This is a genomic window from Rhizobiaceae bacterium (genome assembly GCA_023953835.1).
Classification (GTDB): domain Bacteria; phylum Pseudomonadota; class Alphaproteobacteria; order Rhizobiales; family Rhizobiaceae; genus Mesorhizobium_G.
The window spans coordinates 240,561-255,267 of record JAMLJB010000002.1 but is presented as its reverse complement, the minus strand read 5'-3'; the positions used below and the strand labels follow the sequence as shown (position 1 = coordinate 255,267).

The following is a 14,707-nucleotide window of genomic DNA, read 5'->3' as shown; positions in this document are numbered from 1 at the left end:
GGAGGTGGCCGGAGCAGCCACCTCCGAGTATCCGCGCGCTTAGCTCTTGCCGTTGATGGCGATTCGCTTCGCCTTCGCCTGTGCGCGCTCGGTCTTCGGCAAAGTGACGGTCAGCACGCCGTTCTTGAAGGCGGCAGAAACCTTGTCCTCCTCGACATCGTAGCCGAGCGGAATGCGGCGCTCGAAGCGGCCGTAGAAACGTTCAGAGACCTGGCGATCCTTGTCTTCCGTCTCGGAGCGCTTCTCGCCCTTGAGCGTCAACACGCCGTCATCGAGCAGGACGTCGATGTCATTCTCCTCCAGTCCGGGGACCTCCGCCGTGACGCGGATCTCCTTTTCTCCGTCGGAGATTTCCATGCTCGGCCAGTTCCCGCCGAAGGAGGAGAACCTGCCAAGCGACGGCACGCGGCTGTCAAAGCCGCGGAGAACGTCGTCGAACAGCCGGTTCACCTCACGGTGCAGCGATAGGAATAGATCGCGATCGCCGTCGCCAAAAACGGTTGGCGTCCTATTGCCTTCTTCTCGGTCCCTGGGGATCAAATCACGTACGCCCATCATCTTTCTGCTTTCGTGTCTTGAGCAAAGCTCCGCTGGCGGGCCGGGCTTGACGCTCGGCCACCAGTCGAGTGGCCGTCATCGATTGATTAGGCGGCCTGCTTTTCGGCCTCTGCCTTGGTCTTCGTGCTCTCGATCTTCGGCGCGGACTTGCCACCGGCGATCTCGATCCGGCGCGGCTTCATCTCTTCAGGAATCTCGCGCTTGAGATCGATCGTCAGCAGGCCGTTCTTCAACTCGGCGCCGGTGACCTTCACATGGTCGGCCAACTGGAAACGGCGCTCGAAGGCGCGCCCGGCGATGCCGCGATGAAGATACTCGCCGGCCTCCTCGCCGGACTTCTGACCCGCCACCATGAGCATGTTCTGCTCCTGGGTCATCGACAGTTCGTTCTCGGCGAAACCGGCCACCGCCATCGTGATGCGGTAGTCGTCGTCGCCGATCTTCGCGATGTCGTAGGGAGGCCAGTTGTCGACAGTCGTCACCCTGCTCGCATTTTCGAGCAGATCAAAGACGCGGTCGAAGCCAATGCTCGACCGATAGAGCGGTGAAAAGTCGAAAGCGTGTCTCATAGCCATATCCTCCTTGCGTTGAGCAACATGGGTACGAGGAGCGCCAAGAAGGCGGCGCTCCTTGACCATGCCGGCCCACTTTGGCAGCCGGCGCTGTCAATTTGGGAACCTGCTCCCACGACGTCAAGAGTACCGGCGAGCAAAGTGACGGAGCGAGCGTGGAACGCCATTCAGACCAACCGCCTTGTGTTGCCGATCGTCTCAAAAGGGAGCTTCAGCTTGAGGGAATCGACCAATGATTGTGGCGCGCGACGATGTGATTTCGGTGCTCGCGCCCGTTGATGAACCTTGATCGCAGAGGTCATTGCCACCGGCGCATCCTTCGATGAACTGCGCGAGGCGTGGGCCTGGCTCTATGGTGACGAAGGCTTGATGAATGAGGGGCGACCTCTGCCTGGCACGCGCGTTGCTGCCTTGATCGACTTGCTGGAAGCCGACGAGGACGAGTGAATTCAGCGCTTGGAAGGGTGGTGCCGGCGGATAATCTTGAAGCGCGTCATGGCACCAACCATTTCGTAAGCGGGCGCCTATCATCGCCCGATTGCTTGCTCTCAGAACAAAGGAGAAAGTGATGAACGATATTCGGTTTCCGGAGCCTGTCGTTCTTAAGTTCGAGGCAACCGGAAAACGTAAGGTCGCGAGTATCTACGAAGCAATTGAACGCATGGGCCAGCAATGGCCGGAATGGGCGAGAGGTCGAAGCTGGCGCGCAGCCTATCGAATCTGCCGTGACGCGCTCGATGGCTGGCGCAGCGAACACGAGGCGCGGAAATCCTTTCTGAAAGCGGCCCGCAAGGCCGGTTTGCTCTCGCAGGATGGCAAGCTTGCTTGAATACTGGGCTGGTCGGACATCATAGCGATGCTGCCGTAGCATCGCTATTTTGCAGATGCATCAATGAAGCGCGAGGATGCCGTCCACGGCCCTCCATGCGGGCGGCCTGATCAGCCGATGATGGGCGACGTGGACGGAGTGGAGCGCGCCTTCGAGCTCGCGCTCCCAATATCCGAGAAAGCCTTGCAGCGACGGAAAGTGTGGGGCGAGATCGTATTCCTGCCAGACATAGAGCTGCAGAAGGCTCGGGTGGTCCGGAAGATGATAGTGGATCTCGGCCGTGGTCAGGCCGTAGCCGTCCATCTGCAGGAGGAATTCCCTGCTGACCGTCGTCATCATGCGTCTCTCCTGTCGCGACCCCTTCAGGCATCCAATCTGTCAAAGCTGTGGCGCGACTTAGCTGATACCGTGCGCGCCGATACATCGCGGTCGAGCCGACACAGCGCGTCCATGATCTGATCGAAAGAGACCGGTCGTTCAGCCCCCGGCGGCTGGCGCAACGCCGGCATCGATTCCACGGCGCAGGCGTCCGAAGCCCAGGACGACAGGATGGCGCGCTTTTCCTGAAGGCCGAGCGTGTCGTCGTTCAGCACGTCATCGGGATGCTTGAAGTGCCGGGCCGGCGACAGCAGGCGGTCAAACGAAAGGTCAGACGTTTCGGGGGCGAGAGAGGGAATGATCGGCGAGAAATTCTGTCGGTTCATCGATGTCCTCCGTCTGCAAAAAACTCCTCGATTGTGTTTCAGGTTCCGGCTGCCGAGAGGCAGCGCCGGGCTCGGATAATTTTGTTGGATCGCCGCGAAATTTCAAGCAGAAAAATTCCAGCTCGAACGAAATAGCCGCATGATAACAGTCTGTTGGCACTCGAACGCGGCGAGTGCCAAAATTTTTCCGGCGACCTCTTGAAACCGCAAAATGGCAAAACTAGCTCGATAGGCGCGCGATGCCTGAGAAGGGTCGCCGCGCTCCGTGCCGGTCCGATATTGCCGGTCCGGTGTGGAGGAACATCAAAAATCTGTTTGTCCATGAGGAGAACGACATGGCGTTCCGTCCATTGCATGACCGTATCCTGGTCCGCCGCATCGAAGCCGACGAAAAGACGGCCGGCGGCATCATCATCCCCGACACCGCCAAGGAAAAGCCGCAGGAAGGCGAGGTCATCGCCGTCGGGCCCGGCGCGCGTGACGATAGCGGCAAGCTCGTCGCGCTCGACGTCCAGGTCGGCGACCGGATCCTGTTCGGCAAATGGTCCGGCACCGAGATCAAGCTCGACGGCGAGGACCTCATCATCATGAAGGAAAGCGACGTGATGGGCGTGATCGAGCAGACCGCCACGCTGAAGAAGGCCGCCTGACGCCTTCTTCGAACGTCAACCAGTCAACGAAAGCTGCCTAACTTTGAATGGAGTGATCCAATGGCTGCAAAGGAAGTAAAGTTCCATACCGAAGCCCGCGAAAAGATGTTGCGCGGCGTTGATATACTGGCCAATGCGGTGAAGGTGACGCTCGGTCCCAAGGGCCGCAATGTCGTCATCGACAAGTCGTTTGGCGCGCCGCGCATCACCAAGGATGGCGTCACCGTCGCTAAGGAGATCGAGCTTGAGGACAAGTTCGAGAACATGGGCGCCCAGATGGTGCGCGAGGTCGCCTCGAAGACCAATGACCTTGCCGGTGATGGCACCACGACCGCTACGGTTCTAGCACAGGCGATCGTCAAGGAAGGCGCCAAGGCCGTGGCTTCCGGCATGAACCCGATGGACCTGAAGCGTGGCATCAACAAGGCGGTGGATGCTGTCGTTGCCGAGCTGAAGGCCAATGCACGCAAGGTGACGAAGAACGACGAGATCGCCCAGGTCGGCACCATCTCTGCCAATGGCGACGCGGAGATTGGCCGGTTTTTGGCCGAGGCCATGGAAAAGGTCGGCAACGAAGGTGTCATCACCGTCGAGGAAGCCAAGACCGCCGAGACCGAACTTGAGGTGGTCGAGGGCATGCAGTTCGACCGCGGCTATCTCAGCCCGTACTTCATCACCAACCAGGACAAGATGCGCGTCGAGCTCGAAGAGCCCTATGTGCTGATCCACGAGAAGAAGCTGTCCAACCTGCAGGCCATGCTTCCCGTCCTCGAAGCGGTGGTGCAATCCGGCAAACCGCTGCTGATCATCGCCGAGGATGTCGAGGGCGAGGCGCTTGCGACGCTGGTAGTCAACAGGCTCCGTGGCGGACTCAAGGTCGCCGCGGTCAAGGCGCCGGGCTTCGGCGACCGCCGCAAGGCCATGCTGGAAGACATCGCCATCCTCACCGGCGGCACCGCGATCAGCGAGGATCTCGGCATCAAGCTGGAGAACGTGACGCTGCAGATGCTCGGCCGCGCCAAGAAGGTGGTGATCGAGAAGGAGAACACAACCATCGTCGACGGTGTCGGCCGCAAGGAGGAGATCCAGGGCCGCGTCGCCCAGATCAAGGCCCAGATCGAGGAGACCACCTCCGACTACGACCGCGAGAAGCTGCAGGAGCGGCTGGCCAAGCTCGCCGGCGGTGTCGCTGTGATCCGCGTCGGCGGCTCGACCGAGGTCGAGGTCAAGGAGCGCAAGGATCGCGTCGACGACGCGCTGCATGCGACCCGCGCGGCGGTCGAGGAAGGGGTGCTGCCGGGCGGCGGCGTCGCGCTGCTGCGGGCCGCGAAGGCTCTTGATGCGGTGCAGGTCGATAATCCCGACCAGAAGACCGGTGTCGAGATCGTGCGCCGCGCCATCGAAACCCCGGTTCGCCAGATCGCCGAGAATGCCGGCGCCGAGGGTTCGATCATCGTCGGTAAGCTGCGCGAGAAAAGCGAGTTCGGCTGGGGCTGGAATGCGCAGACCAACGAGTTCGGCGATCTCTACAGCCAGGGTGTCATCGACCCGGCCAAGGTCGTGCGCACCGCCCTCCAGGACGCGGCATCGGTCGCCGGTCTGCTCGTCACAACCGAGGCGATGGTGGCCGAGAAGCCGAAGAAGGAAGCGCCGGTTCCTGCAATGCCGGGCGGTGGCGGAATGGACTTCTGAGATCTCGATGAAGCTGCCCGCTCCCTGATCGGGAGTGGGCGTCTGTCAGACTGATTTCGGAGGATGCCATGAATATGATGACAGGTATTGGAAGCGTTCCGTCTCCGACACATCCGGCCAAAGAGTTTCTGGCCCACGAAACGGAGTGCAGGAGCGCGCTGAAGCCGCTGCTGGACGGACTGATCGACATGGCCGAATCTGCCGGTTGGAGCCGCCGGACGGCTGCTTCGACACTGATGTTCCTCGCCGCGCAGCACGTGTCGGCATCGGCGACATCCGTGAGCAGCGGATCATGAAGCGCAGGCCTCGCTTCCGGGCGAGGTCTTGCCGATCTTGAGGATGGTGGAAGCCCGCGCGAGCTCCACCGAACCGCAGGGAGGTTCGACATGATTCCAGGACGATTGCGTGAATGTCTGAAGACTCTGAGATGGAGCGCGGCAGACCTCGCCGAACAAATCGGCTGTCCCGAAAGCGAGGTGACTACCTGGCTTGACGGACGGACCGTCGCGCCGATTGCGATAGCAGCCTGGCTCGAGGCACTGGTCAAGGCCCACAGGGCTGTGCCACCGCCCAGCTTAAGCAACGCGAAATCCACTCCGGTCAACGGACCGATCAAGGTGGCAGATGTCGATATCGCCACCCGGAAAATCACGCATCCGGGGCAGGACGGCATCATCGTGCAGTCCGCCTATCCACGCCGTGCCACTCACGCGACTGCCGCACGTCACGCGCCGCCAGGACATCGGAAGGGAGTTTCGAACCATGCAACACATCCACTTTGAGGAACCCGTCACGGTCCTGGTCGGCATGGGCTTGCCCGCGAGGATCGAGACTGTAATGGAAGCGTACGCCCTGCTGCAGGACTGGCCCGCTGCGAGCCGCAACAGCGCTCATGCCGTTGCGCTCAATGCCTGCAAGGCGGGCATTGCCGGCGAGATCGATGCCGAGACGGTGCGATCGACGTTCGTCGCCTTTGCTCGTCGCAACGACATACTCGTTCCGGACATGAACGCGCTGATGCCCGCAGTATCGACCGCATCGTCTTCCAGCGCAAACACCAGGACTTAAGCGATAGGTTCGGCCACCGGCGTGGGCAAATCGGTCGGCCCATTTTCAAATCAGGAGCTTTTTGCCATTGCTGGCCGGTTGCAGATCGATGGCATGGGAATTTCGAGATGACGACAGATGCCAGCGCGGCGGAAACGAGAACATTCGAGGCGGACGTCTCGCGGCTGCTCCATATGATGGTGCATTCGGTCTATTCCGACCGCGATGTCTTCCTGCGGGAGTTAATCTCCAACGCCGCCGACGCCTGCGAAAAGCTTCGCTACGAGGCGATCAGCCGTCCCGAACTGCTGGGTGACGATCCCAGGCCGCGCATCACAATCGCCGCCGATCCCGATAAGAAGCAACTCGTCGTTGAGGACAACGGCATCGGCATGAGCCGCGACGAGATGACGGAGGCGCTGGGCACCATCGCCCGATCCGGCACGCGCGCCTTCATGGAGCGCATCGAAACGGGCAAGACGGGCGACGATGCGCAACTGATCGGCCAGTTCGGCGTCGGTTTTTACTCCGCCTTCATGGTGGCCGACAGGGTCGACGTAATCAGCCGTCAGGCGGGCAGCGGGGAAGCCTGGCGCTGGTCCTCCGACGGCAAAGGTACTTTTGAGATTGGCCCGGTTGCGCTTGACGAAGCGCCCAAGCGCGGCACCCGCATCGTGCTCCATCTCATGCAGGACGCTGCCTCCTACACCGAAAGCTATCAGCTCGAACGGCTCGTGAAGTCGCAGTCTGGTCACGTGCCTGTACCCATATCTCTCATCGAGAAGCCCGGCTCAGAGGCGCGTGACATCGCGGACGGCACCGCTTTGTGGGTAAAACCGAAGAGCGAGATCAAGCCGGAGGAATACACGGATTTCTACCGCAGCGTCGCCGGCCAGTATGACGAACCGGCCGCGACGATCCATTTCCGGGCTGAGGGCCGGCAGGAATACAGCGTTCTGGCCTTCGTGCCTGGTTCGCGACCGTTCGACCTCTTTGATCAGGACCGCAAGGGACGGATGAAGCTTTACGTGCGGCGCGTCTTCATCACCGACGATGCCGACCTCCTGCCGCGTTATCTGCGCTTCGTGCGCGGGCTGGTCGACTCTGCCGACCTGCCGCTCAACGTTTCGCGTGAGATGATCCAGGATAGCCCGCTGCTGGCGGCGATCCGGAAGGGCGTCACCAACCGTATCCTCGGTGATCTCGTCAAGCTGGCCGAGAACGATGCGCAAGCCTATGCGAAGATCTGGGAGAATTTCGGAGTCGTCCTGAAGGAAGGACTCTATGAAGACTACGAACGGCGCGAGCAGCTGTTCAAGCTGGCCCGCTTCCGCTCCACGGCCTCAGGCGAGGAACTGCGCAGCCTTTCAGAATACGTGTCATCGATGAAGGAGGGCCAGAAGGCGATCTTCTTCATGGCCGGCGACGATCGCGCGCGGCTCGAAGCCTCGCCCCAGCTTGAGGGCTTTAAGGCGCGCGGCATCGAAGTCCTGTTGCTGACCCATCCGGTCGACAGCTTCTGGACAACGGTCGCGTCGGAATTCGAAGGCAAGCCGTTCAAGTCGGTAACGCAAGGCACGGCGGACCTCTCGGACATCCCGCCGCTCGACGGCTCGGCAAAGCCCGAAGCCGAAACGTCATCGGAGATCGCCACGTTCCTGGCCTTCGTCAAGACAGCGCTTGGCGATGCGGTATCCGACGTGAAGGCCTCCGACCGCCTGACCGAGAGCGCGGTCTGCCTTGTCGCCCCGGAGCATGGCCCCGATCGGCAGTTCGAGCGACTGCTCAATGCGGCAGGCCGTCTCGACAAGGCTGCGAAACCTGTTCTGGAAATCAATCCACGGCATGAGCGCATCGCAGCACTTGCAAAGCTTGGAAAGGATGAACGGGCCTTCAAGGAGGACACCGCACATCTTCTCTACGACGAGGCCCGCGTCCTCGACGGCGACAAGCCGGCGGATGCCAAAGCATTCTCGGAACGACTTTCTCGTCTCTTTGCCCGAGGGATGCATAGAAGTTGATCGAGGCAGGTTGGAGCGAGTCGCGATGGATCGCTGCGCGCTAACACGAGAGCGCGAGTCGCGTCGCTATTCCTCGCTGTTTCATACAAATAGCCATTGAAGACGGGCCGCTAAGGATCGCGCAACAACCCATCCTTATCGAACGCGTCCCATCCATTCAGACTGTTCCCTGTTTCATTGTGCGCCCTCTTCGTCCCCACAGGAACGACTTGCGGGGCCCCGCTTGCCCGCGCCCCGCCGTCTGTTCTCTGCGACCTCCAGCGCGTCCTCCTCTCGCCATAGGGTCGGGAGGTCACGATCAAGCACGTCTTCGATTTCGCGAGGATCGAAGATGTGGAAGGTAACCTTCCTGGCCCGGCCTCGCATCTTGACTGTCCGCGTCCCGATACTCTTGAGCCGGCCATCCTTCAGCCATTTCTGTCGCTCCCGAGAAGAAATGGAAAGGATGTCCTCCGCCTCGCGCGGAAGCACAGGCAGCGTCTCGACCCGTTTAAGCACCTGGTCGATTTTCGCCGACGCCGCCTTGAACTGATCGCTCTCACTCTGCTCCATTTGCATCGTCACGTTCCCGGCCTCAACGACAACGCATTTTCGCGATGCCAAAGGTAACCGGGCTCGAATCTCTCGCTCGATGCGCCTGGTTCTAACCGAGGAGCCCAAAGTGGCCGACGCCGGCAGCTGCCAGTTGGCAGATAGGAGATGAGAAGTCGCAGTTGGCATGCTCATCGGAAACCGACCAGCGATTTGGGGTTGCCCGTTTCGGCTTCGGGTCGCATGAAGCCCGCTTCCTCGAGCAGGTGGCGCATTGTCAGCGCATTCCCTGGGGCAAATCCTTCGTAGTCATTGTTGAAATAGACCCATGCTCTCCGCGCGCCGCTGGCGCGAATCTTGTCGGCCCACTCGGCCAGTTCGCTGTCGGAATAGACATGGCGGTACCAGCGCTTCGGACCGTGCAGCCGCAGGTAGACATCATCGGCTGTGCGGACCAACGCGTCCGGGAGGCGAGGTCCACTGGAGGAGCAGAATACCATGCCCGTCCCGCGGAAGGCGGCATAAACGGTGTCTCCACCACGTTGCGTCGACTATGGTCAAGCTGACTCAGAATGGCGCCTAGCCGGGCCTCGGTGAAGTGATAGCTGGGCGGCAGTTGGAAGAGGAAGCATCCGCGCACGCATACGACCTGGCACCGCGTTGCACCGCTTCTGGGCGCTGATCACACCGTCGTCTGTCCGGATCTGCGCGGGTTTGGACAGTCATCGAAGCCGGCTGACACACCGGATCACGCGAGCTCGTCAAAGCGCGCAAAAGGCGCCGATTGTGTCGCCTTGATGCAGAAGCTCGGATTCGAGCGCTTCGCGATCGTGGGACATGACCGCGGCAGCTACACGGCCTTCCGCGCGGCGATGGATCATCCCAAGGCGATTACCCATCTGGCGGCACTGGACGGTGTGCCGATCATCGAAGCGCTGGAGCGGTGCGACGTCGGCTTCGCCTCGGCTTGGTGGCACTGGTTCTTTTTTGCGCAAGCCGAGAAGCCGGAACGCGCCATATTAGCAAATCCCGAGCTTTGGTATCCAGGCACACCGGAGCAGATGGGAGAGGAGGCCTACGCCGACTTCCTCGCCGCCACGCGCGATCCGGAGACGATCCACGGCATGTTGGAGGACTATCGCGCCGCCCTCGGCATCGACCGGCAGCACGACGAAGAGGATCGGCGCGCCGGGCGGAAAGTGCAGTGCCCGACGCTGGCGCTTTGGTCGCTGCGTGATGATCTCGAACAGCTGTACGGCGATGTTCTCGGCGTCTGGCGACCATGGACCACACGGCTAGAAGGACGCGGACTGGACTGCGGTCACCACATGGCGGAGGAAGCGCCGGATGAACTGGCAACCGAACTGCGCCGGTTTCTAAACGAGGCCGGAGAATAGTCGGCTTCCCAACCCCTCTCACTGACGAAGGTAATTTCGTTCAATTTGCGCCAGCGTTCGGCGCGGGCTCCTCGGTCGAGATTGCGTCGGTCGTTCGACCCGGTAATTCGGGAGATCCATCGGCGTGGTCGATGGTGATCTTGACCGGACCGGCCTCGATCTCGCCAAAGGGCGAGGCGAAGGCAATCTCCGCGGCGTCCCGGCCAACGCCGATCCGGACCAGCCCGTCGAGATTGGCTTGCCGCGTTCCATCGAAGAGCCACCAGCGGCCGTCAAGATATGCCTCGAATACCGCATGGAAGTCGCACGGCTCCAGCCCGTAGGCATAGCAGCTCACGAAGCGCGCCGGAATATTGAGCGCGCGGCAGAATGCGATGCCGAGATGTGCGAAGTCGCGACAAACTCCTGCCCTGAGTAGGAGGCTTTCGTCGGCAGTGGTTTGTTCGTTCGACGAGCCGCGACGGTAGTCGATATTGTCGTAGAGCCAGTTGCAGATCGCGGTGACGCGGCTGTGACCCTTTGGCAAATCGCCAAACTCGCGACAAGCAAATGCAGATAGCCTGTCCGAGGGGACGAACCGCGACGGCAGAAGAAAAGGCATGATGTCGAGCGGGATCGCGTCGAGCGGAGTTTCACCGATCGTCGCCGGGTCGGCGCGAAAAACATCGAGGGTGACATCGGCCTCGTAGACGATCTTCAACGGGCCGGGCTGCGCCGAAACGCTCACATAGCGATTCTGTATGTCGGGAACCGTGTAAGTCCGACGCGGAAGGTCTGGTGTGACAGTCAGCCGCTCAACCAGATCGTGATGCCTGAACAGCCTCGCCACTTCAAGATTGAAGATGAAGACGGTGGGGGCTTTCACCTCGTAAGAGAGCTCACACCCCAATCTGTATCGAACGGTCATAACAGGTCTTATCCTTCAGCGCGGCGAGGTATCGCCGCCGCGTCCCGTCGGATCGATAGCGTCCGCGACGGCTTCTTTCTTGACTCCGGAAGCACGGTCATCAATAGGATGAATGCAGAGAGGATGAGGCAGACCCCGTTGGTGATGATGATGGGCCACTCCGCCTTCAGCAAGCCGAAGGCCAGCCATAGCGCAAAACCCAAAACAGTCAGCGCGTACATAGGTGCCGAGATACTGCTGGTGTCGCGCGTCTTGATGATTTTCCAGGCCTGCGGCGTGAAGCTGGTCATGGAACATATGGCTGCTAGATATCCGACGATCGTAACCGTTAGCATCGATGCAAAGCCCATCTCAGGAACGACCCAGATCAGAGCTATCCGCCCGCGCTAGATCCGAAACGCGGACAAGGCCGTACTGGCTGACGAAAGTGAGCGTCGAATCCGTACTCTGCGCCTGAGACACACCAGCAATCTGGTGATCGCCGGTGTCGTAGGAGGTGGTCTGACCATGATCGTCGATGACCAGGCGACGCTTCAGTGGAAACACCGCGTAGCGCATGTCATTCTGAGATCCAACGGAAGAAGGGTTTCCGAGTTCTTGGAGCCACCATGAACCGGCATGCCGAGTGCCGCCAGAGCGATAACTGACGACACGATCCGCGTCAGGGTGCTCGCGCAGGTACCTCGACAGTTCACCGGCAATGGCATTGAGCTTGGCTTTAAGGCTGTCGTTGAACATGTCGCCGACCATGGTCATGCCGGAAGACCATTGCGACATACCGCCGAACTCGGCATGGCTGAACTGCGCCATGGTCCCGCCGCCGCGGCGCAAGGCATCGAAGACCGCCATCACAGCGTCCTCGGAAATGCCGTGCTCACTCGCGAGCCTGGCAGTGACTTCAGCTTCTTCCCGCGCGTTGACCAAAGAATTCTCCCCACGTTTGTTGTCGACACAACTGCGCGCCCCGTCAGCGGTTCCAGACAGTCGGTGGCCACTCTCTAAAGGGCCGCAAATACCCTTGCAGTGCGCCCGCGCCGTAGTCTGGCCTCAAAGAGGACCTGGGCCGCTCTCACAAGGAACTTAAGGGCTTAGGCCGGCATTGAGAGTGATCAGAAGTCCCATTTCTGCAAAAGGAAATATTGGCATGGCCAAGACCACTAGACAGTCGTCGGGCAAGCCCGCGATGATCCATGATCAAAAGCTGACCCGGGGGAATGGTGGCGAACTTCATCAGATCGCCGAGGGCGACACTGAGGTCCTGACAACGGCTCAGGGCGGCCCGGTTGCGGACGACCAGAACACTTTGAAGATCGGGGAGCGTGGTCCGACGCTCATCGAGGACTTCCATTTCCGCGAAAAGATTTTTCACTTCGACCATGAGCGCATCCCCGAGCGCGTGGTGCACGCCCGCGGCTATGGCGCACACGGTTTTTTCGAGACCTATGATTCCCTGGCTGCATATACCCGCGCCGACATCTTTCAGCGCGCCGGCGAGAAGACACCCGTCTTCGTGCGCTTCTCGACGGTGGCAGGATCGAAGGGCTCGTTCGATCTTGCCCGCGACGTGCGTGGCTTCGCGGTCAAGTTCTACACCCAGGAGGGCAACTGGGATCTCGTCGGCAACAACATCCCGGTGTTTTTCATCCAGGACGCGATCAAGTTCCCCGACATCATCCATGCGGTGAAGCCCGAACCCGATCGCGCCTTTCCACAGGCACAGTCGGCGCACGACAATTTCTGGGACTTCATCAGCCTCACTCCGGAATCGATGCACATGATCATGTGGGTCATGTCGGACCGCGCCATCCCGCGATCCTTCCGGTTCATGCAAGGATTTGGTGTCCATACGTTCCGGTTGGTCAATGCCAAGGACGAATCGACCTTCGTCAAATTCATCTGGAAGCCGAAGCTCGGTATGCAGTCGGTGGTCTGGAACGAGGCGGTCAAAATCAATGGCGCCGATCCTGATTTCCATCGGCGCGACCTGTGGAATGCCATCCAGGCAGGCGATTTTCCGGAATGGGATCTCAACCTGCAGCTCTTCGACCAGGAGTTTGCGGACAGTTTCGACTTCGACGTCCTCGATCCGACCAAACTCATTCCGGAAGAAATCCTACCGCCGGTGCCGGTCGGCCGACTGGTCCTGGACCGCATGCCCGACAATTTCTTCGCCGAGACCGAGCAGGTCGCGTTCATGACGCAGAATGTCCCGCCCGGCATCGACTTCTCCAACGACCCGCTGCTGCAGGGTCGTAATTTCTCCTATCTCGATACTCAGTTGAAACGTCTCGGGAGCCCCAACTTCACGCATATCCCAATCAATGCCCCGAAGTGCCCATTCCACCACTTCCAGCAGGACGGGCATATGGCGATGCGCAACCCTGTCGGGCGCGTGAACTACCAGCCGAATTCCTTTGGCGAAGGCCCTCGGGAATCGCCACAGCGGGGTTTCAGGTCGTTTCCGGACGCGGAGGAAGGTCAGAAGGTTCGTTTGCGCGCGGAAAGCTTCGCCGACCACTACAGCCAGGCCCGACAGTTCTTCAACAGCCAGACGGCGCCAGAGCAGCGCCATATCGCAGCGGCATTGACCTTCGAACTGAGCAAGGTCGAGACCGTAGCCATTCGCGAGCGCATGGTCGCGCACCTGCTCAACATCGACGAGGGCCTCGCCGAGACAGTTGCCGACAAGCTCGGCATGAAGGAACTGCCCAAGCCGGCGGATGCCGCGGTTGCGCCACGCGACGATCTCGAACCGTCGTCAGCGCTCAGCATCATCGAAAACGGCCCGGAAACTTTTGCAGGCCGCAAGGTTGGCGTGCTTGTCAGTCCCGGCGCCGATGCGGCATTGCTGAAGAAGCTGCAGACAGCGATCGAGAAAGAAGGCGCCGTCATGGAGGTCGTCGCGCCAAAGGTCGGCGGCGTCGAGGCGGCTGACGGCAGCTGGATCGCGGCAAAGCACATGATCGACGGCGGGCCTTCAGTGTTGTTCGACGCCGTGGCACTGATCCTCTCTGAAGAGGGAGCTGAGCGCCTGACTGGTGAGGCTGCGGTCCGCGACTTCGTCGCCGACGCCTTCGCTCATTGCAAGTTTATCGCGTTCACGCCGGGTAGCGTCCCGTTATTGCAGAAGGCCGGTGTCGATCCTGAAGCTGACGAGGGCCTGATCGAGCTCGAGGATCCGAAGGCGGTCGCCAAGTTCATCGACTTATGTCGGAAGCTCCGTCTCTGGAGCCGGGAAATGGCCGTCAAGCTGTGACCGGTGCGAATACTCTAGTAGGAGTGCCGAATGCAAATTGTCCGAACTGATGTCTCTCGTGCGACGGCGTTGACCGGAGAGCCTGTCCTGCGGGTTCTCTTTTGCGGAGAAGGCGGGGACTGCGTGACTGTCGACATGGCCAGCGTCGAATCTGGAAGCGACGACGCACCTCTTGATCGAGCACGCGCAATCCTGGTGCAAACCGCTACTTTCGGCCTGGCGGCCAACGATTACGACGAGCGAAGCAACGGCAATTTTGACGAAGTCGCCATCACGGCGGCCACTGATGGAAACGAGGGGATCTACATCTTCGAGTATCGTGACGGCGAAGGCAGCCGGCAGGTGCCGCCGTCGAGTATGCCGAGCTTCGACGCGGCGCGTGAGGAGGCGATTCGCTGCGCAATCGATCTTTTGGTCGACCTGGAGCCGGGTACCGACGCTTTGACAGGCTGGCTCGTGCGCGTGCGGGACGAGAATGGCGAACTGCTGTGCGCCATCGACGTGCAGGAGGCGGAAGCCGCCCGCCAATTGAGGCAATAAGCT

16 protein-coding genes and 3 pseudogenes are annotated in these 14,707 nt (G+C 60.8%); 10 read left to right on the top strand and 9 right to left on the bottom strand.

Features of this window, described 5'->3' with window-relative positions; genetic code table 11:
• Positions 1 to 39: 39 nt before the first annotated feature.
• On the bottom strand, positions 40 to 555 hold the full coding sequence (locus tag M9924_19100) for an Hsp20/alpha crystallin family protein (protein MCO5066494.1): 516 nt from the start codon (positions 553 to 555) through the stop codon (positions 40 to 42).
• An 89-nt stretch (positions 556 to 644) separates the two neighbouring features.
• On the bottom strand, positions 645 to 1,127 hold the full coding sequence (locus M9924_19095) for an Hsp20 family protein (protein MCO5066493.1): 483 nt from the start codon (positions 1,125 to 1,127) through the stop codon (positions 645 to 647).
• 235 nt (positions 1,128 to 1,362) lie between these two features.
• Between M9924_19095 and M9924_19090 the strand changes: the two are divergent.
• Both M9924_19090 and M9924_19085 read left to right on the top strand, forming a co-directional pair.
• Positions 1,363 to 1,577 (top strand): annotated as a pseudogene (locus M9924_19090) (hypothetical protein).
• 121 nt (positions 1,578 to 1,698) lie between these two features.
• A complete protein-coding gene (locus M9924_19085; protein ID MCO5066492.1) occupies positions 1,699 to 1,959 on the top strand; it encodes a DUF982 domain-containing protein in 261 nt (86 codons plus the stop codon).
• A 60-nt stretch (positions 1,960 to 2,019) separates the two neighbouring features.
• Here the strand turns inward: M9924_19085 and M9924_19080 are convergent, their stop codons facing one another.
• Together M9924_19080 and M9924_19075 are read right to left on the bottom strand one after the other, a co-directional pair.
• Complete coding sequence (locus M9924_19080; protein ID MCO5066491.1) at positions 2,020 to 2,298, bottom strand: usg protein; 279 nt, start codon at positions 2,296 to 2,298, stop codon at positions 2,020 to 2,022.
• A 23-nt stretch (positions 2,299 to 2,321) separates the two neighbouring features.
• On the bottom strand, positions 2,322 to 2,663 hold the full coding sequence (locus M9924_19075) for a hypothetical protein (GenBank protein ID MCO5066490.1): 342 nt from the start codon (positions 2,661 to 2,663) through the stop codon (positions 2,322 to 2,324).
• A gap of 335 nt (positions 2,664 to 2,998) precedes the next feature.
• Between M9924_19075 and groES the strand changes: the two genes are divergently transcribed.
• The 5 genes from groES to htpG all read left to right on the top strand — a co-directional run bounded on the left by groES (position 2,999) and on the right by htpG (position 8,073).
• Entirely contained in the window at positions 2,999 to 3,313 is a 315-nt protein-coding gene (groES, locus tag M9924_19070; protein ID MCO5066489.1) for a co-chaperone GroES, read from the top strand.
• Positions 3,314 to 3,373: 60 nt separating this feature from the next.
• A complete protein-coding gene (gene groL, locus M9924_19065) occupies positions 3,374 to 5,005 on the top strand; it encodes a chaperonin GroEL (GenBank protein ID MCO5066488.1) in 1,632 nt (543 codons plus the stop codon).
• 68 nt (positions 5,006 to 5,073) lie between these two features.
• Entirely contained in the window at positions 5,074 to 5,301 is a 228-nt protein-coding gene (locus M9924_19060) for a hypothetical protein (GenBank protein MCO5066487.1), read from the top strand.
• A gap of 466 nt (positions 5,302 to 5,767) precedes the next feature.
• Positions 5,768 to 6,073: a DUF982 domain-containing protein gene (locus tag M9924_19055; GenBank protein MCO5066486.1), complete on the top strand. Its 306-nt coding sequence runs from the start codon at positions 5,768 to 5,770 to the stop codon at positions 6,071 to 6,073.
• A 107-nt stretch (positions 6,074 to 6,180) separates the two neighbouring features.
• Positions 6,181 to 8,073, top strand: coding sequence for a molecular chaperone HtpG (htpG, locus tag M9924_19050; GenBank protein ID MCO5066485.1), 1,893 nt, complete (start codon positions 6,181 to 6,183; stop codon positions 8,071 to 8,073).
• A 110-nt stretch (positions 8,074 to 8,183) separates the two neighbouring features.
• Here htpG and M9924_19045 read toward each other — a convergent pair.
• Both M9924_19045 and M9924_19040 read right to left on the bottom strand, forming a co-directional pair.
• A pseudogene (locus M9924_19045) lies at positions 8,184 to 8,799 on the bottom strand (hypothetical protein).
• Positions 8,796 to 9,104 carry a DUF72 domain-containing protein gene (locus M9924_19040; protein ID MCO5066484.1) on the bottom strand — a complete coding sequence of 103 codons (309 nt, stop codon included), beginning with the start codon at positions 9,102 to 9,104 and terminating at the stop codon, positions 8,796 to 8,798. The pseudogene M9924_19045 and the gene M9924_19040 overlap by 4 nt, the downstream one beginning before the upstream one ends.
• A 129-nt stretch (positions 9,105 to 9,233) precedes the next feature.
• Here M9924_19040 and M9924_19035 point away from each other — a divergent pair.
• A pseudogene (locus M9924_19035) lies at positions 9,234 to 10,001 on the top strand (alpha/beta hydrolase).
• 40 nt (positions 10,002 to 10,041) lie between these two features.
• Here the strand turns inward: M9924_19035 and M9924_19030 are convergent.
• From M9924_19030 to M9924_19020, 3 genes are all read right to left on the bottom strand, one after another.
• Positions 10,042 to 10,908: a transglutaminase family protein gene (locus tag M9924_19030; GenBank protein ID MCO5066483.1), complete on the bottom strand. Its 867-nt coding sequence runs from the start codon at positions 10,906 to 10,908 to the stop codon at positions 10,042 to 10,044.
• Between the two features lie 8 nt (positions 10,909 to 10,916).
• Positions 10,917 to 11,198 (bottom strand): SemiSWEET family transporter, encoded by a 282-nt coding sequence (locus M9924_19025; GenBank protein MCO5066482.1) that lies wholly within the window; start codon positions 11,196 to 11,198, stop codon positions 10,917 to 10,919.
• Positions 11,199 to 11,259: 61 nt separating this feature from the next.
• Entirely contained in the window at positions 11,260 to 11,832 is a 573-nt protein-coding gene (locus M9924_19020; protein ID MCO5066481.1) for a hypothetical protein, read from the bottom strand.
• Positions 11,833 to 12,052: 220 nt separating this feature from the next.
• Between M9924_19020 and M9924_19015 the strand changes: the two genes are divergently transcribed.
• Together M9924_19015 and M9924_19010 are read left to right on the top strand one after the other, a co-directional pair.
• Complete coding sequence (locus M9924_19015; protein MCO5066480.1) at positions 12,053 to 14,164, top strand: catalase; 2,112 nt, start codon at positions 12,053 to 12,055, stop codon at positions 14,162 to 14,164.
• Between the two features lie 135 nt (positions 14,165 to 14,299).
• Positions 14,300 to 14,704, top strand: coding sequence for a hypothetical protein (locus tag M9924_19010; protein ID MCO5066479.1), 405 nt, complete (start codon positions 14,300 to 14,302; stop codon positions 14,702 to 14,704).
• Positions 14,705 to 14,707 lie beyond the last annotated feature (3 nt).